The 19,024-nt window shown below is 70.5% G+C and carries 16 protein-coding genes and 1 pseudogene; 8 read left to right on the top strand and 9 right to left on the bottom strand.

What is annotated here, in order from left to right:
* Nucleotide 1: 1 nt before the first annotated feature.
* The gene (locus tag ABZ826_RS34260; protein ID WP_361457389.1) at nt 2-976 is read left to right on the top strand and encodes an alpha/beta fold hydrolase; all 975 of its coding nucleotides are present in this window, start codon (nt 2-4) and stop codon (nt 974-976) included.
* Nucleotides 977-985: 9 nt separating this feature from the next.
* Here the strand turns inward: ABZ826_RS34260 and ABZ826_RS34255 are convergent, their stop codons facing one another.
* The 3 genes from ABZ826_RS34255 to ABZ826_RS34245 are packed head-to-tail and all read right to left on the bottom strand — an operon-like array spanning nt 986 to nt 5,744.
* Entirely contained in the window at nt 986-2,530 is a 1,545-nt protein-coding gene (locus tag ABZ826_RS34255) for an NAD(P)/FAD-dependent oxidoreductase (protein ID WP_361457386.1), read from the bottom strand.
* Between the two features lie 22 nt (nt 2,531-2,552).
* A complete protein-coding gene (locus ABZ826_RS34250; protein ID WP_361457383.1) occupies nt 2,553-4,829 on the bottom strand; it encodes a serine/threonine-protein kinase in 2,277 nt (758 codons plus the stop codon).
* 27 nt (nt 4,830-4,856) lie between these two features.
* The gene (locus ABZ826_RS34245) at nt 4,857-5,744 is read right to left on the bottom strand and encodes an oxygenase MpaB family protein (protein WP_361457380.1); all 888 of its coding nucleotides are present in this window, start codon (nt 5,742-5,744) and stop codon (nt 4,857-4,859) included.
* A gap of 258 nt (nt 5,745-6,002) precedes the next feature.
* Between ABZ826_RS34245 and ABZ826_RS34240 the strand changes: the two genes are divergently transcribed.
* Nucleotides 6,003-8,375 (top strand): FdhF/YdeP family oxidoreductase, encoded by a 2,373-nt coding sequence (locus tag ABZ826_RS34240; protein ID WP_361457377.1) that lies wholly within the window; start codon nt 6,003-6,005, stop codon nt 8,373-8,375.
* A 549-nt stretch (nt 8,376-8,924) separates the two neighbouring features.
* Here the strand turns inward: ABZ826_RS34240 and ABZ826_RS34235 are convergent.
* A pseudogene (locus ABZ826_RS34235) lies at nt 8,925-9,068 on the bottom strand (universal stress protein); the annotation flags it as partial.
* A 180-nt stretch (nt 9,069-9,248) separates the two neighbouring features.
* Between ABZ826_RS34235 and ABZ826_RS34230 the strand changes: the two are divergent.
* Both ABZ826_RS34230 and ppk2 read left to right on the top strand, forming a co-directional pair.
* The gene (locus tag ABZ826_RS34230; RefSeq protein WP_361457431.1) at nt 9,249-10,166 is read left to right on the top strand and encodes a pyridoxamine 5'-phosphate oxidase family protein; all 918 of its coding nucleotides are present in this window, start codon (nt 9,249-9,251) and stop codon (nt 10,164-10,166) included.
* A gap of 232 nt (nt 10,167-10,398) precedes the next feature.
* On the top strand, nt 10,399-11,220 hold the full coding sequence (ppk2, locus tag ABZ826_RS34225; RefSeq protein WP_361457375.1) for a polyphosphate kinase 2: 822 nt from the start codon (nt 10,399-10,401) through the stop codon (nt 11,218-11,220).
* A gap of 635 nt (nt 11,221-11,855) precedes the next feature.
* On the opposite strand, the gene ABZ826_RS34220 is transcribed toward ppk2, so the two are convergent.
* Nucleotides 11,856-12,131, bottom strand: a complete 276-nt coding sequence (locus ABZ826_RS34220; RefSeq protein WP_361457372.1) for a hypothetical protein — start codon at nt 12,129-12,131, stop codon at nt 11,856-11,858.
* Between the two features lie 59 nt (nt 12,132-12,190).
* On the opposite strand from ABZ826_RS34220, the gene ABZ826_RS34215 reads away from it, so the two are divergent.
* Entirely contained in the window at nt 12,191-12,337 is a 147-nt protein-coding gene (locus tag ABZ826_RS34215; RefSeq protein WP_361457369.1) for a hypothetical protein, read from the top strand.
* A 105-nt stretch (nt 12,338-12,442) separates the two neighbouring features.
* Here ABZ826_RS34215 and ABZ826_RS34210 read toward each other — a convergent pair whose 3' ends face one another.
* The 3 genes from ABZ826_RS34210 to ABZ826_RS34200 all read right to left on the bottom strand — a co-directional run bounded on the left by ABZ826_RS34210 (nt 12,443) and on the right by ABZ826_RS34200 (nt 15,151).
* Nucleotides 12,443-13,621, bottom strand: a complete 1,179-nt coding sequence (locus ABZ826_RS34210; RefSeq protein ID WP_361457366.1) for an acyl-CoA dehydrogenase family protein — start codon at nt 13,619-13,621, stop codon at nt 12,443-12,445.
* Between the two features lie 102 nt (nt 13,622-13,723).
* Nucleotides 13,724-14,881, bottom strand: coding sequence for a methyltransferase (locus ABZ826_RS34205; protein ID WP_361457363.1), 1,158 nt, complete (start codon nt 14,879-14,881; stop codon nt 13,724-13,726).
* Nucleotides 14,882-14,950: 69 nt separating this feature from the next.
* On the bottom strand, nt 14,951-15,151 hold the full coding sequence (locus tag ABZ826_RS34200) for a hypothetical protein (protein ID WP_114242806.1): 201 nt from the start codon (nt 15,149-15,151) through the stop codon (nt 14,951-14,953).
* 248 nt (nt 15,152-15,399) lie between these two features.
* Here ABZ826_RS34200 and ABZ826_RS34195 point away from each other — a divergent pair, with 248 nt between their 5' ends.
* Nucleotides 15,400-16,224 (top strand): endonuclease, encoded by an 825-nt coding sequence (locus tag ABZ826_RS34195; RefSeq protein ID WP_361457359.1) that lies wholly within the window; start codon nt 15,400-15,402, stop codon nt 16,222-16,224.
* Between the two features lie 210 nt (nt 16,225-16,434).
* Here the strand turns inward: ABZ826_RS34195 and ABZ826_RS34190 are convergent, their stop codons facing one another.
* A complete protein-coding gene (locus ABZ826_RS34190) occupies nt 16,435-17,001 on the bottom strand; it encodes a hypothetical protein (protein WP_361457356.1) in 567 nt (188 codons plus the stop codon).
* A gap of 339 nt (nt 17,002-17,340) precedes the next feature.
* Here ABZ826_RS34190 and ABZ826_RS34185 point away from each other — a divergent pair, with 339 nt between their 5' ends.
* Together ABZ826_RS34185 and ABZ826_RS34180 are read left to right on the top strand one after the other, a co-directional pair.
* A complete protein-coding gene (locus ABZ826_RS34185) occupies nt 17,341-18,456 on the top strand; it encodes a chemotaxis protein (protein ID WP_361457353.1) in 1,116 nt (371 codons plus the stop codon).
* A 153-nt stretch (nt 18,457-18,609) separates the two neighbouring features.
* Nucleotides 18,610-18,936, top strand: a complete 327-nt coding sequence (locus ABZ826_RS34180) for a plasmid stabilization protein (protein ID WP_361457350.1) — start codon at nt 18,610-18,612, stop codon at nt 18,934-18,936.
* Nucleotides 18,937-19,024: the final 88 nt, after the last annotated feature.

The following is a 19,024-nucleotide window of genomic DNA, read 5'->3' as shown; positions in this document are numbered from 1 at the left end:
CTTGCTGTTCGACATGGATCCGGACCGGCTGCGCGCCTACCGGCCAAAACCGGAGGAGCCGGCCGACTTCGACGCCTTCTGGGCAAAGACCCTCACCGAGACGGCCCGCCACCCGCTGGACGCCGGCTTCGTCCCGTACGACGCCGGTTTCGCGACGGTCGATGTGTGCGACGTGACCTTCCGGGGCTGGAGAGGGCAGCCGGTGAAGGCCTGGCTGCTGCTGCCCAAGGCGCGCTCGGGCCCGCTGCCCGCCGTGGTGCAGTACATCGGTTACAACGGCGGCCGGGGCATCCCGTACTCCTGGCTGACCTGGAGCGCACTGGGATACGCGCACCTGGTGATGGACAACCGGGGCCAGGGCGGCGGTGGCAAGAACACCGCGGACACCCCGGACATCGGCCCGGACGGACACGGCTCGTCCTCCCCCGGCTTCCTGACCCGCGGCATCGAGGACCCGTACCGCCACTACTACCGGCGGCTGATCACGGACGCGGTGCGGGCGGTGGACGCCGCGAAGGCCCATGAAGCGGTGGACGCCTCACGAGTGGCGGTGCTCGGGGGCAGCCAGGGCGGCGGGCTCGCCCTGGCCGTCGCCGGGCTGCGGGACGACATCGCGGCGGTCGTCGCCGATGTGCCGTTCCTCTGCCACTACCGGCGTGCCTCGCAGATCACCGACGCCGGACCGTACGCGGAGATCGCCCGCTGGCTGTCCGGGCACCGCTTCCGGATCGACGAGGCGATGGAGACCCTGTCCTACTTCGACGGGGTCAACTTCGCGGCACGGGCGACCGCACCGGCGTGGTTCTCGGTCGGTCTGATGGACCGGATCTGCCCCTCGTCCACGGTGTTCGCCGCGTATCACCGCTACGCGGGTCCGGCCCAGATCGAGGTGTTCACGTACAACGGGCACGAGGGCGGCGCGGAGTACGACCTGCCGCGCAAGCGCGACGCGCTGCGGGGCGTCTTCGGCCGGTAACGGTCACGGTCACCGGCCCAGCGCCGCCATCGCGGCGTTGTGGCCGGGGACCCCGCTGACCCCGCCGCCGCGCACGGCGCCCGCCCCGCACAGCAGCACATTGGCGCGCGCCGTCTCCACCCCCCACCGCCCGGTGGATTCGGTGGCGTACGGGAACGCGAGATCCCGGTGGAAGATGTGGCCGCCGGGCAACCCCAGGTCCTGTTCGAGGTCGAGCGGGGTCTTCGCCTCGATGCACGGTTCACCGTTCTCGTCGCGTGCGAGGCAGTCGCTGATCGGCTCGTCCAGGTGCGCGTCGAGTTCGGCGAGCGTGGCCGTCAGCAGCTCGGCACGCGTGGCCGCGTTGTCGGCGGTGAAGAGCCGGGCGGGGGTGTGCAGACCGAAGAGGGTGAGGGTCTGGTACCCACGCGCGGCGAGATCCGGTCCGAGGATCGACGGGTCGGTCAGTGAGTGGCAGTAGATCTCGGACGGCGGGGCGGCGGGCAGCCGGCCCGCCGCCGCGTCCCGGTAGGCGTCGGCGAGCTGCCCGTACCCCTCGGCGATGTGGAACGTTCCGGCGAAGGCCTCGCGCGGGTCGACGGAGCGGTCGCGCAGTCGGGGCAGCCGGGTGAGCAGCATGTTCACCTTCAGCTGGGCGCCCTCGGCCGGGGTGGGCGGCTCGTCGCCGAGGAGGGCGGCGAGCGCTTGCGGCGAGGCGTTGACGAGGACCCGGCGGGCCGCGACGACGTGTTCCGCCCCGGGTGAGCGAACGGTGATCTCGGCCCGTGTTCCGTCGGTTTCGATACGGGTCGCCTCGTGCCGTACGCGGATCTGTGCCCCGGCCTCGCGCGCGGCCCGTGCGAGGGCGTCGGTGAGTGCGCCCATGCCGCCGACCGGGACGTCCCAGTCGCCGGTGCCGCCGCCGATGACGTGGTACAGGAAGCAGCGGTTCTGGAGCAGGGACGGATCGTGCGCGTCGGCGAAGGTGCCGATCAGGGCGTCGGTCAGCACGACTCCGCGTACGAGGTCGTCATGGAAGTTCTCCTCGACGGCGACGCCGATGGGCTCCTCGAAGAGGGTCCGCCAGGCCCTCTCGTCGCCGATCCGCTCGCGCAGGGCGTCGCGGGTGGGCAGGGGTTCGGTGAGCGTCGGGAAGGCCCGTTCGGCGACGCGCCGCGTCATGCCGTAGAAACGCCGCCACGCCTCGTACTCCCGGTCCGATCCGGTGAGCGCGGCGAAGGAGTCCCGGGTGTGGTCCCCGCCGACGAGCAGCCCGGTGGCGCGGCCTGCGCGCACGGTCGGGGTGTAGGAGGAGACGGTCCGCTTGCGTACGGCGAAATCCAGGCCGAGATCACGGACGATCTTCCGCGGCAACAGGGACACCAGGTACGAGTAGCGCGACAGACGCGCGTCGACCCCGTCGAAGGGGCGGGTGGAGACGGCCGCTCCTCCCGTGGTGGCGAGGCGTTCCAGAACCAGGACGGACTGTCCGGCGCGGGCGAGGTAGGCGGCGGCGACCAGACCGTTGTGGCCGCCGCCCACGATCACTGCGTCATAGCTGTCGGGTGCGGGCATGGCCCTTCGTAACACGGGACCATCACGCCTGACCAGAGGTCGTGGTGTGCGGTCCGGGCGGCGGCGCCTCCCGGCCGCGTCGCAGCGCCGCGACTTGGTGGTACAGCTCGACGGCCTCCGGTCCCCGGCCGAGCTGCTCCAGGCAGTGCGCCTCGTCGTTGCGGGCGGCCAGGGTGTCGGAATGGTCGGCGCCGAGTACGCGCTCGCGGGCCTCGGCGACCTGGCGATAGACAGCGAGGGCGTCGGCCCAGCGGCCGAGCCAGCCGAGGCCGACGGCGACCTCACGATGGCTCACGAGGGTGTCGGGGTGGTCGGGGCCGAGGACGCGTCCACGGATCGCGCACACGTCGCGCGCCTCGGCGAGTGCCTCCTCCCAGCGGGCGAGACGCCCCAGATTGACGCCGAGGCCGTGGCGGGCGCGGAGGGTCTCGGGGTCGGCGGGGCCGCCCACCCTGGTGCGGTCGTCGACGAGCGCGCGGTACAGCTCCAGTGCCTCCGCGCTGCGGCCCAGGCGGCCGAGGCTGATGCCGACCTCGTAGCGGGCGGACAGGGTGTCGGGGTGGTCGGCGCCGAGCGAGCGGGACCGGGCCCGCGCGACCTCCCGGTAGGTCTGCAGGGCCTCCGTCCAGCGGCCGAGCCTGCCGAGTGTGTAGGCCACTTCGTAGAGCGTGACCAGGGTGTCGGGGTGGTCGGCACCGAGCAGTCGGGTGCGGGCCGACGCCACGTCCCGTGCCATCCGGTACGAGTCCTCCAGGCGGCCGAGCCTGCTGAGGTTGAAGGCGAGGTTGTGGCGGCAGCCCAGGGTGTCGGGATGGTCGGGGCCCATGGACCGTTCCCGGGAGGCGAGGACGGCCGCGTAGACCTGGTGGGCTTCGAAGTGGCGGCCGACCCGGTCGAGGACGTACGCCGTCTCCTGACGGGCGGCGAGGGTCTGCGGGTGGTCGGGGCCCAGGACGCGTTCACGGCCCCGGGTGACACGGCCGAACTCCCGCAGGGCGTCGGAGGCTCGCCCGGTGCGGCTGAGGGTGAAGGCGACCTCGTACCGGCTGGAGAGCGTGTCGGGGTGGTCGGGGCCGAGGGCGTGCTCGCGTTCGGCGGCGACCGCGCGGTGCACCTCGCCGGCCTCCTCCCAGTGGCCGAGCCGGCCGAGGTTCAGTCCCGCGCTGTGCCGGTTGGCGAGGGTGGAGAGGAGTTCCGGCGACGGGGTCGGCCGCTCGGCCCTGGGCACCGGCAGCTCTCCGGTCCGGTGCCGCAGGTCGGTGCCGGTGGTCCACTCGCCGGTGAGGCCCGCGGAATGATCGGGCAGCGCGAGTCCGCGGTGGGCGCCGGACGCCTTGGGTCCACCGGTCATGCCGCGGGTCCAGGCCGGCAGCCGCTGTCCGGGACGCGTGACGGGCACGTGCGGCGCGAGCCGCACCTGCCCCGTGGACGGGAGCTGCGGCTGCTCGCCGGTACGGCCGAGGGCGATCCGCTGCCGCAGGTCGCCCGCGTCGACGGGCCGTTCCTCGGGGGCCTTGGCCAGCAGTTCCAGGACCACGCGGTCGAAGAAATCCGGGAGTTCGGCCCGGTGGGTGCGCGGTGGTTCGGGCTGGGTGTCGCGGTGCCCGACGAGGACGGCCCAGGCGTCTTCGAGGTCGAACGGCGGTGCCCCGGTGGCGATCTCGTACAGGACGCAGCCCAGCGAGTAGAGGTCGCTGCGGTGGTCGACATGGCCGCCGCTGATCTGCTCGGGCGACATGTAGTGCGGGGTGCCCATCGCGATGCCCGTACCGGTGAGGCGGGAGGTGAAGCCGATGTCGTGGCCGAGCCTGGCGATGCCGAAGTCGCAGATCTTCACCGTGCCGTCGGTGAGCCGCATGATGTTGGCGGGTTTGAGGTCGCGGTGCACGATGCCCTGCCGGTGGGTGTAGCCGAGGGCGTCGGCGACCTGTTCGGCGATGTCCACGATGTCGGGCACCGGCAACGGATGCTGTTTGTTGTCGTCCAGCAGCTGGCTGAGGTTTCGGCCGTCGAGGAGTTCCATCACCAGATAGAGGACACCCTCGTGCTCGCCGAAGTCATGGACGACGGTGACGCCGCGGTGCTGCAGCGCGGCGGCGACGCGGGCCTCGCGGCGGAAGCGTTCGCGCAGGACGCGGGTGAAGGACTGGTCGTGCTGGGGACCCATCGGCTTGAGGCATTTGACGGCCACGTGACGGCCGAGCGACTCGTCGCGGGCGCGCCACACCTCGCCCATGCCTCCGCGCCCGATCAGATCGAGCAGTCGGTACCGGCTCTGGATCAGCCTGGTGTCCGCCATCGCCTGCTGTCGCCCCCGTCGGTCCGCCTACCCCTTTGCCCTCCCCGGCCCGTCCAGTATGGCGGCCTGGCTTCGCAGTTTGAACGGGGTGGGGCGGCTGCCGGGACCGAGCCGGGCCATCGCGTTCAGAATGTGACCGGGCGGGAGTCGCCAGCGAAGCCGGGAGGGAATGCAACGCAGCACCCTTCCGGTGGTGCGCAGGCGGCGGTCGACGGTGCGCACGGGCCCGGCGGGTCTGCCGTAGAGCTCATGGGCGTACGGGGGCAGTGACTGGTAGGCGAGTGACGCGACGCGCCGCCACAGCAGTGCGCGCGCCGGGACGAGCAGTGCGTGGACCGGTGGCCGGCGCAGGAAGTCGTCGACGTCCAACGCCTCCGGCGAAGCCGCGAGTTGTGGCCGCACCCGTTCGAAGTAGGCGGCGAGCTGTGCCGTGGTGGCCGGCACGTCGGCGGGGTCGAGGCCGACGAGACGGGCGCTGTGGCGGTGCTCGTCGATGTAGCGGTCGGCCTGGGCGTCCGTGAGCGGGAAACCGGAGCGGCGTTCGACCTGGAGGTAGGAGTCCACTTCAGCGCAGTGCACCCACAGCAGCAGTTCGGGTTCGTCGACGCCGTACGTCTGCCCGGTCGCCGGGTCGGTGACCTTGAGGAGCCGGTGGATCCTGCGGACCCGGGCCCCCGCCTTCTCGGCGGCCTCGGTGGTGCCGTAGGTGATCGTTCCGACGAAGCCGGCCGTACGCATCAGCCGCCCCGAGGCGTCGTGGCGGAAGTCGGAGTTCTGCATGACACCCCGCACGGCGCGGGGGTGCAGTGCCTGGAGGTAGAGCGCACGCACTCCGGCGACCCACATCATCGGGTCGCCGTGCATCTGCCAGGTGACGGAATCGGGCCCGAAGAGCCCGGGGTCGCCATCCACCATGTCGCCCGTACCTCCCACCGTCCGCACGACGACCGGCAACCGGCTCCGATCGGGCCGGAGTTCGCCCTCGATCGTATCGCGGCCCCCTGCGCCGACGCCGCGAGCCGGGCGCCCCATTTGTGAGCTCCTCCAAGCCGCCGCCTCGCGCGGGAGCGTCACCCGCGGACTGCCCGGAGCGGATCTTCCGGAAGTCGAATGGCGCGCGTGCGCCGACCGGCATAGCGTGCCAGGAAAGTGCCCTATATCCCTTGTACCCGAATGGTGGAAGGATGGAGCGTCTTGAGCGGCGACACCGACGAGCAGAGACCGCTGGAGCCCGGAGCAGGACCCGCTCCCGAGGGCGATCCGGAGTTCCGCCCCTACCACCATCCTGCCGCCGGCTGGGGCGCGGCCAGGAGCGTGTCCCGATTGCTGGTGAGCGAGGGCGCGCCGGTGGACGGCCCACGCGCGATCATGCGGATGAACCATGAGAACACCGGGTTCGACTGTCCCGGTTGCGCCTGGCCGGACGACACCAAGGGTCTGCGCCTGGACATCTGCGAGAACGGAATCAAGCACGTCACCTGGGAGATGACCCGCAAGCGCGTCGGACGCGAGTTCTTCGCCGCCCACTCGGTGACGGAACTGTCCGGGTGGCGCGACCACGACCTCGAAAACCAGGGCCGGTTGACCGAACCGATGGTCTACGACCCGGATTCGGACCATTATGTACCGATCAGCTGGAAGGACGCGTTCGAGGTGGTCGGTCGCGCCCTGCGCGAGCTGGACGACCCGAATCAGGCCTCGTTCTACACCTCCGGCCGACTCGGCAACGAAGCGACCTTCCTCTACCAGTTGATGGCCCGGGAACTGGGCACGAACAACCTGCCCGACTGCTCCAACATGTGCCACGAGGCCAGCGGCCGCGCTCTGTGGGCGTCCCTGGGAACCGGCAAGGGGACCGCCGACCTCAAGGACTGGGAGGCCGCCGACGCGCTGTTCGTCCTGGGAGTCAACGCCGCCTCCAACGCGCCCCGGATGCTCACCGCCCTCGCCGGGGCGTACCACCGCGGAGCGCAGATCGTGCACGTCAATCCGCTCGTCGAGGCGGCCGCCACCCGCACCATCGTCCCGCACGACTTCGTGGACATGGCCCTCTTCAGGACGACTCGGACCAGCACCCTGAACCTGCAGCCCCGCATCGGCGGCGACATGGCTCTGATTCGCGGCATGGCCAAGGCGGTCCTGGAGCACTCGGCCACCGACCCCAAGGCCCTGGACCGGGAGTTCATCGACCGCCACACCACCGGCTTCGAGGAGTACCGCGCGCTGTGCGAGGCCACGCCGTGGGACGAGATCGAGCACCAGTCCGGGCTGAGCCGGGCCGACATCCTCGCAGCGGCGCGGGTGTACGGCGAGGCCGACCGCAGCATCATCAGCTGGTGCCTGGGCCTCACCCAGCACGAGCACGGCGTCGACACCGTCCGGGAGATCGTCAACCTGCTTCTGCTCCGCGGTAATCTGGGACGGGAAGGAGCGGGTCCCTCACCCGTGCGAGGACACAGCAACGTCCAGGGCAACCGCACCTGCGGCATCGACCACCGCCCCACCGACGAGTTCCTGGACCGCCTCGCCGAGGTCTGCGACATCGAGCCGCCCCGTGAACACGGTCTGGACACCGTCCGGACGGTCGAGGCGATGCACAACGGCGATGTGAAGGTGTTCGTCGGCATGGGCGGCAACTTCGCCCTCGCGGCGCCCGACACCCCGTACACCTGCGCGGCGCTGCGCAACTGCGACCTCACCGTCCAGGTGAGCACCAAGCTGAACCGCAGCCACCTCGTCCACGGCCGCCGGGCCCTCATCCTGCCGTGCCTCGGCCGCACCGAGAAGGACCATCAGCGCAAGGGCGTCCAGAGCACGTCCGTCGAGGACTCGATGAGCATGGTCCACCTCTCGACCGGGATGAAGCGCCCCGCCTCCTCGCACCTGCTGTCCGAGCCGGCCGTCATCGCGGGCATGGCCCGCGCCGCCCTGCCCGACAGCGCCACTTCCTGGGAGTGGTACATCGAGGACTACGACCGCATCCGGGACACCATGGCCCAGGTCCTCGACGGCTTCGAGGACTTCAACCGCCGGGTGCGTCTGCCCCTCGGCTTCCGCATCAAGCAGCCCGCCCGTGAACTGGTCTTCCTCACGCCGTCCGGACGCGCTGAGTTCTCCACCGCCGTGCTGCCCGACGTCGTCCCCGCGCCGGGCACCCTGGTCCTGGGCACCATGCGGTCCCACGACCAGTGGAACACCACCATCTACTCGGACAACGACCGCTACCGCGGCATCAAGAACCTGCGCACGCTCGTCTTCATGAACCGGGCCGACATGCGCGAACGCGGCATCGCCGACCTCGGCCCCGTCGACATCACGAGCACCGCGAGGGACGGCAGCCGGCGGTCCCTCAACGGCTACCTCGCCGTCCCCTACGACATCCCCCGCGGCTGCGCGGCCGGCTACATGCCCGAGATGAACGTGCTGTGCGCGCTCAGCGACTACAGCACCCAGAGTGATCAGCCGATCGTGAAGCACATCAAGGTCACCATCGACCCCGCCGCCCTGAGCGGAGAACGCACGCGGGCAGCGCTCCGGCCGGTGTGACGGCCGTCGGCACCGGGAGGCGTCACCGCCACCGGTCGAGACGTTCCAGGGGAAGGCAGGCACGGTCCTGCACGGCGGCGAGCTCGGCGGGATCGATCTCCGCCGGCGCACGGCCCTCAGGCCGCGCCGGTGCTCGCCGTCTCCCCGTGGTCCGCACTGCCGCGCTGCGCTGTCGGCACGGCCCGACGGGCGGACGGCAGCGGCAGGAGTCCCTCACCGGGACGGCGTGGACGTTCCCTGATCACGACCGCACACCCGATCACGCCGAGCCGGCCATGGCCGCCCCGCTTCCTGCCGTCTGCCGTCTGCCGCACCGGCTGACCTCGTGGCCCCCCCCCTGCGCCGCACCTCATGCATGTGGCCCGTCCCGACGCTGACTCCGGATCCGGCGTATCGCACCCCGTGGTACGGCCCGAACCTCGGCCCTGCTGACCGGCTCAGTGCGGTGGCCCGGATCAGGCATGGGGGACGACGGCGACAGGGCAGCGCGCGTGATGCATGGCGGCTTGGGCGACAAGGCCCAGGTGCGACGCAGGGGCCGGGCGGTGCGCGGGGCGGTTCCGGCACCAGCAGCGGCCACGCGTGCGCCAGACGTGGCGTGCGCTTGCGCCGCTCGGCTTCGTCGGCGGCCCAACGGGCAGCGGCAAGGCTCTCGGGTGAGCCGTCGAGGCCCACGGCGACGACTGGCTCCATGGCGACCGCCTCCGTCTCGTAAGTCTCGGCGCGGAGAAGCCGGCCGGGCCCGTCAGTGGACCAGTGGGCCCGGTACCGGCCCGCGCGGCCACAGCGGAAACACGGTTTCTCATCTCATGCGGCGACACGCCGCGCGTGGCACGTTGGTTACAGCGAGATGATGAGGAATTGGCGGCGATCATGCGAGCTCACCTCGGCGATCAGCTTGTTGTCGAAAGCCCGGCCACCGGCGCCGGTAGGCGCGACGGCAGGATTGTCGGACTCCACCACGAGGACGGAACCCCTCCCTACGATGTGCACTGGTCGGACACCGACCAGGTCACGCTCGTGTTCCCCGGGCCCGACGCCCATATCCGGCACCTTGAGCACCGGCCCGGCGGATCCGGCGAGCCGTCCCGGCCGGGCTTGACCGATGCTGGTGCCGAGTCCGCCGGGCTCCGGCTCGATGAGGCGCCCAATCCCGGCGACATCGGCCGGCGCGTGGCCATGGAACGCGAGCGACAGGGGCTCAGCCGTGCGGAAACAGCCCGCCGCGCCAGAATGGCGCCGGACTACCTGGCATACCTCGAACAACGGCCGGCCGACCCCAGTCCGGCGAGTCTCATCAGCCTGGCCGACGTACTCGGCACCACTGTCACAGCCCTGCGCGGAGGCGGCATCGATCTGCCACCCGGTCAGGGCCAGGCGCTCCTGCACCCCCGACTGCAGGACCTGGACTCCGACGAATGCCGCGCCCTGCTCTCCACCCACGGCATAGGACGCATCGCGGTGTCGACACCCGATGGCCCGGCAGTCCTTCCGGTGAACTACGAGGTCATCGACGGCACGATCGCTTTCCGGACCGCACCTGACTCCGTGCCCGCGACAGCCGGGGGAACAAATGTCGCATTCGAGGTCGACCATGTGGACGAGGCCATGAGCCAGGGATGGAGCGTGCTTGCCGTAGGCCCCGCGCGGATCGTTACGGAGCCCGACGCACTGCGGCAGCTTGCCAATCGCGCCCACACCACGCCCTGGGCGGGAGGCGAACGCAACACATGGGTGTCGGTCCGTCCCACGCGCCTCACAGGCCGGCGCATCAGTCCAGCCGATCAGTGACCGACAGCGGTCTGCCGACCGCCCGGCGGGCATTCCACGACCACGATCCGGTCCCGGCAGCACGGCGGTCCCGGCCCACGGGGCCCCCGATTCGGGCAGGGAGGCTCTGGTGATCCAGGCCCTTGCTCGCGCTGATCCACCACGAGGGACACGCCGTACCGGGTCTGCGCAGCGAAGCGCGATCGGCGCTGACACTTGACTTCGAGGATGGTCTGCTCCATAACGTCATCCCATGTCGGACAAGAAAGATTCGGGCCGGCCCGGAAAGCTGCCGCGCTCGTTGTACGAGCGGGAGCTGTACCGGCTCCAGACCGAACTCGTGAAGCTCCAGGAATGGGTGCGGGCCGAAGGCGCACGGCTCGTCGTGGTGTTCGAGGGACGTGACGCGGCGGGCAAGGGCAGCACGATCAAGCGCGTCACCGAACACCTCAATCCCCGGGTGGCACGCATCGTCGCGCTGCCGCGGCCCACCGAGCGCGAGCGCGGGCAATGGTATTTCCAGCGCTACGCCGAGCACCTCCCGGCCGAAGGGGAAGTGGTCCTGCTCGACCGGAGCTGGTACAACCGCGCGGGCGTCGAGCGCGTCATGGGTTTTTGCACCATGGAGGAATACCAGCGATTCCTTCGCCAGTGCCCGATCTTCGAGCGGATGCTGGTGGAGGACGGCATTCTGTTGCGCAAGTACTGGTTCTCGGTGAGTGACGCGGTGCAGGAGGAGCGGTTCCGACGCCGACTGCGGGACCCCACCCGTCGGTGGAAACTCTCGCCGATGGACCTCGAATCGATCACCCGCTGGGAGGCCTATTCGCGGGCGAAGGACGAGATGTTCGTCCATACCGACATCTCGGAGGCTCCGTGGTACGTCGTCGAGAGCGACGACAAGCGCCGGGCCCGGCTGAACATGATCGCCCATCTGCTGTCCACGGTGCCGTACGAAGCGGTCGCCCCGCCGGTGATCGAACTTCCTCAGCGACCTCCGGCCACCGGATACCAACGGCCGCCGAGGGACCTTCAGACATATGTCCCCGACCACGCGTCACGGCTCGGGAAGTGAGTCGAGGGGTCTCACACGGTCAGGCCGCCGGAGGTACGACACCCACCGGACGAACGGAGAACCCGGCACTCGGGGCAACCGAGATCTGGGAAATACCATCCCATGGACGCCCGCACCGCCGGTGATCCCATGTCCACTCCCGTGCTGACGGCCGGCCCACGTGGAGCGTCGTCGAGACAGCGCGCTTCCTGAACGAGCGGCGTCAAACGCCTCCCGGTCATCGATGACACCGGCACGCTCGTGGCATCGTCAGCCGCTCGGATCTGCTGCGCCCCTATGCTCCGCCGCGTCGAAGCCATACACGAGGAAATCGTCCGCGCCGCCGACACTCCCTGAGCGCTCACGTCATGGGACGGAGGGAGCCAACCACTTCTCGCGGTTCCTGATCGTGCGGTGCGCGGCCATCAGCCGCTTCTCCGCATCCTCGCAATGGCTCCTTCCGCCAATTCCACGAAAGCACCGTTCGCGCCAGAGGCCAAGAGGGCCGAGCGGCCCCAGGCGGACCCCGGATGGTCCTACCGCCGGCCGAAACGGACGTGGTCGACGGGGGCCTGGGGTGGGCGGGTTTCGGTCGGTGCGGCCCGCCCACCCCGGTGGTCACCCGCCGCTCACGATCCACGCGCCGAGTTCTTCGGTCATGGTGGTGTGTCCTTCGTTGCGGCTGGCGCACGCGAAGGCGTCGTTGCGCTGCGCTCCGGTGTGATGGGCTGGTAGAGCGCCTTCGGGTCGTTGATGTCACCGGCGTCGACGGCGCTGATGCTGGGGATGAAGCAGGACGTGCTGATGACGTCCGGGTCCACCTCGTTGCCGAGGAGGGCCATGAGGAGGGCGGCCAGGCCGAAGCTGCCGGTGTCGCCCGCGAGGGACGGCACGGTGAACAGGCCTCCGCGAGCACCGTCGACGTCGCCCACAGGGCTCCGTCGTGACCCGCGCGTAGCGTGGCGAGCCACATCTTCACGGTAGTAGCCGCATGCCGAGAAGCACCTGGTGGGCGGCAACCGGCCCGAACGAGCGTGACGAGCGTCGCTCCAGCGTCAAAGAAGCCTGTTCACCGTTCGACGGGGCGCTGACCTTGGCGGAGCGAAACAACTGCGGCTACCTGCAGCTCCAGCAGTAGCCGACCAGGCCTCGTACGTGTCGGCCCCGTCCGTGCCTCGCTCCCACGGAATCCCGGTGCCGGCCACCGTCGAATGTGCCCATCACCGTCCGTGGTCACAGCCGCTCACCGCCGTACGCGCGGCATCCCCAGCCCGATCCACGAGATGATCTCCCGCTGGATCTCATTGTTGCCGCCGCCGAAGGTGAAGATGACGGCCGACCGGTAGCCGCGTTCGAGCTCGCCGTGGAGCACGGTGCCGGCCGATCCCTCCTTCAGCGGTCCCGCCGAGCCGACGACCTGCATCAGCCATGCGTAGGCGTCGCGGCGTGCCTCCGAGCCGTAGACCTTGACTGCGGAGGCGTCCTGCGGGGTGAGGGTTCCGTTCTGGACCGCCGACACCATCTGCCAGTTGAGGAGTTTCATGGCGTCGAGCCTGGTGTGGGTGCGGGCGAGGAGGGCGCGGACCCAGCCGAGGTCGATGACGCGGCGGCCGTCGGCGAGCTTCGTGTCCGCCGCCCAGCGCTGGACGTCGCGGAGGGCGCGGATGGCCATGGTGCCGTGGGCGGCGAGGGTGACGCGTTCGTGGTTGAGCTGGTTGGTGATGAGGTGCCAGCCCTTGTTCTGGGCGCCGACGCGGCGGGAGACGGGGACGCGGATGTTCTCGTAGTAGCTGGCGGTGGTGTCGTGCGAGGCGAGGGTGTTGATCAGGGTGCAGGAGTAGCCGGGGTCCGTGGTCGGGACGAGCAGCATGGTGATGCCCTTGTGCGGTGGGGCGTCGACGTCGGTGCGGACGGCGAGCCAGACCCAGTCGGCGGTATCTCCGTTGGTCGTCCAGATCTTCTGCCCGTTCACGACGTAGTCGTCGCCCTCGCGCACGGCGCGGGTCTTGAGCGCGGCGAGGTCGGTGCCCGCGTCGGGTTCGCTGTAACCGATCGCGAAGTCGATCTCGCCCGAGAGGATCTTCGGCAGGAAGTACGCCTTCTGCTCGTCGGTGCCGAACTGCATGATCGTCGGACCGACGGTGTTGAGGGCCATCAGCGGCAGCGGTACGCCCGCCTGGGCGGCCTCGTCGAAAAAGATGAACTGTTCCATCGGCGACATCCCCCGGCCGCCGTACTCCTCGGGCCAGCCGACGCCGAGCCAGCCGTCGGTGCCCAGGCGTCGGATCGTCGCCCGGTAGAAGTTCTTCTGGGCGGCGGGGTCGGCGTAGCGCGCGTAGGCGTTGTCGGGGACCAGTCCGGCGAAGTACGTACGCAGCTCGGCGCGCAACTGCTGCTGTTCAGGCGTGTATTCGAGGTGCACGGCCCCTCCAGGAGTCTCGCGTTCGCGTCGCCCGTGTGCGGCGGCGCACACAGTAGAACGTGTTGCAAGAATCCGGAAGGGCCAGGACGCCCCGGGCGGACGTCAGCGCTTGACGGCGCGCAGCACGACGAACTTCGGGTCACCCGCGACCGTGGCGCAGTTGCCGAAGACGCGGCGCAGCTGGGTGTGGTAGCCGAGGTGCCTGTTGCCGACGACCCACAGCTCACCGCCCGGCCGCAGTGCGGTGCGCGCGCCGTGGAACATGGTGCGGGCGGTCGCGTCGGTGGTGGCCTGGTGGGAGTGGAACGGCGGGTTGTTGAGCACCAGGTCGACACCGGCGGGCGGCAGCCGTGTCAGCCCGTCGCCGACCACGAAGTCGGCCTTGGCGTCCGGGCCGGTGTTGGCCCGGAAGGTCTCCTCGGCGGAGGCGACCGCCTGGTACGACTCGTCGATGAAGGTCACCGTCGCTTCGGGGTTGGCGAGCGCCGCGGACAGCCCGACGACGCCGTTTCCGCAGCCGAGGTCGACGACCCGGTCGGGGCCGCTGCGCTCGGGGAGATGACCGAGGAAGAAACGGGTGCCGATGTCCAGACGCTCGGCGCAGAAGATCCCGGCGTGATTGGTGACCGTCCGGCCGGAGACCGGGCCGACGCCTTCGGGCAGGTCGTAGCGGTACGGCCAGGGACTGGGCGTACGGGGCAGGCCCGGGTCCGGGGTGCAGAAGACGAGACGGGCCTTCTTGACCGCGAGCGAGGTGCGAGTCGGGCCGATGATCCGCTCGAAGAGCCTGAGGGTGGAGGTGTGGATCTCCTTCACCATGCCGGTGCCGATGACCACGGTGCCCGCGTGGACGGCCGGCGCGAGCCGGTGCAGCTGATCCTCCAGGAGCGCGAGGCTCTTCGGCACGCGCACCAGCAGGACGTCGACACGGTCCGGCGGCGTGTCCCTGGCCGACAGAAGGCGTACCGAATCGGCGGCCAGGCCGTTGCGGTCCAGGTTCGCCACGGTCGCGCGCTGCGCCAGGTAGGAGTCGGTGATCTGTACGGGACGATGCCCGGCCAGAACGGTACTCAGGGCACCCCAGCGGTCACCCACCACGGCCACGACGCCGGACAGGTCGACCGGCTCCGACTCCTCGGTCCCCTCCAGCCGCCTCAGCAGGTACTCATCGGCAGCGTCCCAGGCGCGGAAGGGGTCGCGCGGGTCCTCGGGGAAGCGGGCGAGGTCGTACCCGGCCCCTGACGTCGTCAAACGGTTCATTGTCCACCCAGGCTAGCCGAGCCGCGGGGAGCGCCCACACACTCCCCGCGCCGGTCACCGGGTCACACGTCAGGGCAGCGCCTTGTCGATCGCCGACCGCCCCTCCCGGGCGAGCCTGCGCTCGGCCCACTGAAGATTCTTCGGAGTCAGGTCCCGCCCGGAGGCGAGCACCAGATCCTCTGCCGACGGATTGTCGCTCCCGCCGGTGTGCAAGAGGCTGTCGGGAGTCACTCCCCGAGCTGCGGATACGGATTCGGGCTCGTCGCTCATGCCGCCTCCTCGTCCTTTCGGTCATTCTCGCCCCGCGTCCGGCCCGCCGCATCCGAGGACCCACGCCCCGCTCCCGGCGCCGCATGAGGCCCTCACTTGACCTGCACATGATAAGTGCACAGCGTTCACACCGGGGTCACGGTGCGTGTGGAAGGCTCCCGCTGACCCCGTACCACACGACCACCGCGGCACCGCCCCCACCTTGTGACGGCGTCGTGGTGCCCGCATTTTCGGAGAGGACACCCCCCATGTCCCGTCGTCATGTTCCTTACCGGCGCCCCCTGTTGGCGACCCTCGCCGCGTTCGCGGTACTCGCCGGCACCGCGGCCGCCGCGCCGGCCGCCACACCCCAGGACGCGCCGGTCGCAGCGACATCGCTGCGGACTCTCGACGACACGTACTACCAGGACGCGGTCGGCAAGTCCGGAACCGCGCTCAAGAGCGCGCTGCACACGATCATCAGCAGCCAGACCAAGATCTCCTACAGCCAGGTCTGGGACGCCCTCAAGAACACGGACGAGGACCCCGCCAACCCCTCGAACGTGGTCCTCCTCTACTCCGGCCGCTCCACGTCCAAGAGCAACAACGGCGGCTCGGTCGGCCAGTGGAACCGCGAGCACGTGTGGGCCAAGTCCCACGGCGACTTCGGCACCGCCACCGGTCCCGGCACCGACATCCACCACCTGCGCCCGGAGGACGTCACCGTCAACTCCATACGCGGCAACAAGGACTTCGACAACGGCGGCAGCGCGGTCAGCGGCGCACCGGGCAACTACACCGACAGCGACTCCTTCGAACCACGCGACGCGGTGAAGGGCGACGTGGCCCGGATGATCCTCTACATGGCGGTGCGCTACGAGGGCGACGACGCCTTCCCCGACCTCGAACCCAACGACAAGGTGTCCAACGGCTCCGCACCGAACATCGGCCGCCTCTCGGTACTGAAGGCGTGGAGCCGGGAGGACCCGCCGGACAGCTTCGAGAAGCGGCGCAACGACGTCATATTCAACCAGTACCAGCACAACCGGAACCCGTTCATCGATCACCCGGAGTGGGTCGCGTCCATCTGGTAGACGGGCCGGACCAGCCGGCGGGACCAGCTCCTTCGCCGCCCCGGCGCCGGCCGCGCCGCTCGCTCACCGGGCCGCGGCCTTCTCATGGGAGGCGGTGGACCGAACGCCGTACGCCCGTCCTGCTCTCCGGCACCGGGGAGCGGGACGGGGTGGGCGGAGGGCAGGTCACCGGCGGTGACGGCTCGGGCCGGAGTTCACCGGACCCGGCCGTCAGCTGCGCTCGGCCTGGGCGATCCGGGGAAACGTCTTGACGCCGGCCGCCTTGCGACTGTTCGCGTGCTCGCTGACAGTGCGGCCGGGCGGAACGTCCGCCAGACCGAGCACGACCGTGTCGAGCACCTTCCCGGACGCGTCGACGAACTCCACCTTGACGGCGTAGAAGGCGGCCTTGTCCGTCCGGTTGGTGACCCGGACGAGGGCACTGCGGAACTGCTCGGACTTCTCGACCGCCAGCCCCGTCACGGAGACATCCTGGACCGCGTTGCCCCTCCCCCGGACGCCTTCGAGCTGCTTGACGGCCTGCTGCCGGTTGCGCTCGGCAGCCGCGGAGACCGAGGCGGCGAACTCCTGCTGGGAGCGCTGACTGGCGCTCATGGAGGGGGTCGGGGAGGGTTCCGGGGACATCGTGCGAGTGCTCCTGGCCGTGCCCGGCGAAGTGGTGCCGGAGCTGCCGCAGGCGGCGGCACCAAAGATGATCACCGCCGCCAGCGCGGCGGGGGCCAGGCTACGGGCTGCGCGGCCACCGAGGGCGTGCCGCAGGGGTCTGGTCGGAATCACGAACGCTCCGTCTGCTCGTAAGGACATGGGGGGGAGATGGGGTCGGGCGGGCACAGTGCGAGAGCCCGGGTCGCCGGGCTCTCCCGGACGGTCAGGCCGCGTCCTCGCCGAGGATCTCGATCAGCCCCTCCTTCTGGAGGGATTCGAGTGTCGCCTCCACGCGGTCGGCACCCTCGGCCGACGGGAACTTCCACACGGTGGGTGTGGACATCGTGCACCTCCTGGGACCAATAACAGACAACTCGCTCATATTAGGTTCAAAAGGTATGAATTGACTCGTCAAATGCACCCGCTCCACTCGGGAGCGGACAAGCGGAGCCGAGTCCCTGGGAGAGAACGATGGATGCGGATGCCCTGACCGCCGGCCTGTTGAAGGAGCTGCGGGCGGCCAAGCCCTATCCAGCCCTGTCCCTGACCATGCCGACGCACCGCCGCGCTCCGGACAACGCCCAGGACGCCGTTCGGCTGCGCAACCTGGTGGCCGAGGCGGGCAACCGGCTGGAAGCGGACCCCGCGGTCACCCGCGAGGCCCGGAGCGCCATCCAGGAACAGCTCGACCGGGCGGTCGCGGAGGTGGACCCCCGCCGGGCGCTGGACTCCCTGGTGCTCCTCGTCACCGCCGACGAGCACCGCATCTGGCAGCTCCCCCGTACCGCGCCCGATCGGGTGGTACTCAGCGACACCTATCTGACCCGGAACCTGGTCGCCGCGAAGGCCCAGGCGCAGCCGTTCTGGGCGCTCACCGTCTCCGCCGAGCGCGCCGCCCTGTGGAGCGGCACGGCGGACGCCGTGCACGAGGAGGAGACCGGCGGGTTCCCGCTGACGGCACCGCGGGAGGCGCCCGACCCGCAGCGCGATGAGCGGATCGGAGACACCCCGAGCACCTTCAGCGACGAGGAGACGCGCACCTTCCTGCGCACCGTCGACGAGAAGCTGCGCGCCGTGCTGGGCACCGACCCCCGCCCGCTGTATCTGTTCGGCCTCGCTCCCGCGCTCGCCCTCCTGGACGACGTCGGGGAGAGCACCGGGGCGGCCGTGGGCCGCGTCACCAAGGGCGTACCGGCCGACATGACGCCCAGCGACCTGCTCAAGGAGCTGCGGCCCGCGCTCGATCACCATCAGCAGCGGTTCTCGGCGGAGATCGACGGCATGCTGGACGAGGCACGCGGCCGCCGCGCGTTCGCCGGTGGTCTCGACGAGGTGTGGGCCGCGGTACGGGAGGGCCGCGCCGGACTGGTCGCCGTGGAAGAGCACTACCAGCAGACCGTGCGGGTGAGCGACGAGCACCTCGAACCCGTGAGCGGTGGGGCCGCGGACCTCACGGACAGCTCGGTCCGCGAGGACATCGTGGACGAGCTGGTCGAGACGGCCCTGGACAGCGGCGCCGACGTGGTCTTCCTCGCGGACGGATCGCTGGCGGAGCACGGACGGATCGCGGCGGCCCTGCGCTACTGAGCGGGCCGCGGCCATACGCCGCACGCCGTGTCCGCCACCGCGACAGACGTGCGGGCCCCAGGGGCCGCTGGGAGACTGGAGAGGGCCCCGATCGCGTCCCGGCACGAGCCTCCGGGCCCCGGGACAAGTCCTGACGAGAGGAGTGACCGCACCATGCCACGTGGGTCCAATGCCAAACGAGAACGACAGTACGAACACATCAAGGAGAGCGCGCAGGAGCGAGGGGTCAGCGAGGACCGGGCGGAGGAAATCGCGGCCCGTACGGTCAACAAGGAGCGTGCCCGCGCCGGCGAGTCGAGGACCGCGAGCCGTACCTCCGTCGAGGACATGTCGTCCTCACGGCGCGGCGGTCTGCGCTCCCACAGCGGAGCCGGTGGACCGACGCGCGACCAGCTCTACGAAGAGGCGAAGAAGAAGAACGTCCAAGGACGCTCGAACATGACGAAGGCCCAGCTCGCGCGCGCGGTCGGCCGCGGCTGAGAGCCTGTCGGGCGGCCTTCGATCGGACAGCGGACGCGGTCTGGTGCGTGCGATTCCAAGGCGCCGGGATGTCCTCGGACGGGGTCTC

Source organism: Streptomyces sp. NPDC047515 (genome assembly GCF_040643055.1).
Classification (GTDB): domain Bacteria; phylum Actinomycetota; class Actinomycetes; order Streptomycetales; family Streptomycetaceae; genus Streptomyces.
Note: the sequence above shows the minus strand (reverse complement) of the source record. Positions and strands in the feature narration are given on the sequence as shown.